The sequence below is a fragment of the Streptococcus sp. GMD1S genome, from assembly GCF_000296875.1.
In the GTDB taxonomy this organism is placed as follows: domain Bacteria; phylum Bacillota; class Bacilli; order Lactobacillales; family Streptococcaceae; genus Streptococcus.
In genome coordinates this window covers 1-584 of record NZ_AJQY01000425.1, presented here as the reverse complement: position 1 = coordinate 584, position 584 = coordinate 1, and the positions used below count along the sequence as shown (strand labels likewise).

The window sequence follows — 584 nt, the reverse complement described above, 5'->3', positions numbered from 1 at the left end:
TAGTTGGCCGTTCCATTCTGGTAGGGCTGTTTTTAAAAAGGCTGGAACTAGCTGGAACTCCTCAAGTTTATCCAAGTCAATCCACTCACAGGGTTGCTTTTTCTCATCTTCTTGCATGGTCAATGGGGCGTCCTCAAGCAAGTCCACTAGATAATGAAACTCGATGTTGTGATAGGAAACACCGTCCTGTTCAAAACGATTTTCAACCACGAAAGCTAGCTGCCCAGCTTGAGCTTTGACACCTAGTTCTTCCTTCACTTCACGGACTACCGCGTCTTCCGTACTTTCATTGACTTGAATCGCACCGCCGATAGTGTAATATTTACCCTTGTCTTTAGTAACTAGGAGCTTGCCATTTTGGAGAATCAAGGCTGCCGCCCGAACACCAAAGACCGTGTCTCCCACTGTTGTCCGAAAGTCTTGTTGAGTCATTTTTGTCCTTTCCCTTAAACGACACAAAAACAGTCAAAACTCGTAAGAAGTGCAGGGCAAAAAAGCCTGCAACATCCATGAGCTTTGACCATCATTTCTATTGCTTTTATTATTGTAGCAAATTGAGAAAATTTGTCAATCTAAATGTACTG

At 43.3% G+C, this 584-nt stretch carries 1 protein-coding gene; it reads right to left on the bottom strand.

The window, feature by feature from the left end:
- Positions 1-432 (bottom strand): NUDIX hydrolase (locus tag GMD1S_RS10780; RefSeq protein WP_000193658.1); only part of this gene is annotated, 432 nt, incomplete at its 3' end.
- Between the last annotated feature and the right edge of the window lie 152 nt (positions 433-584).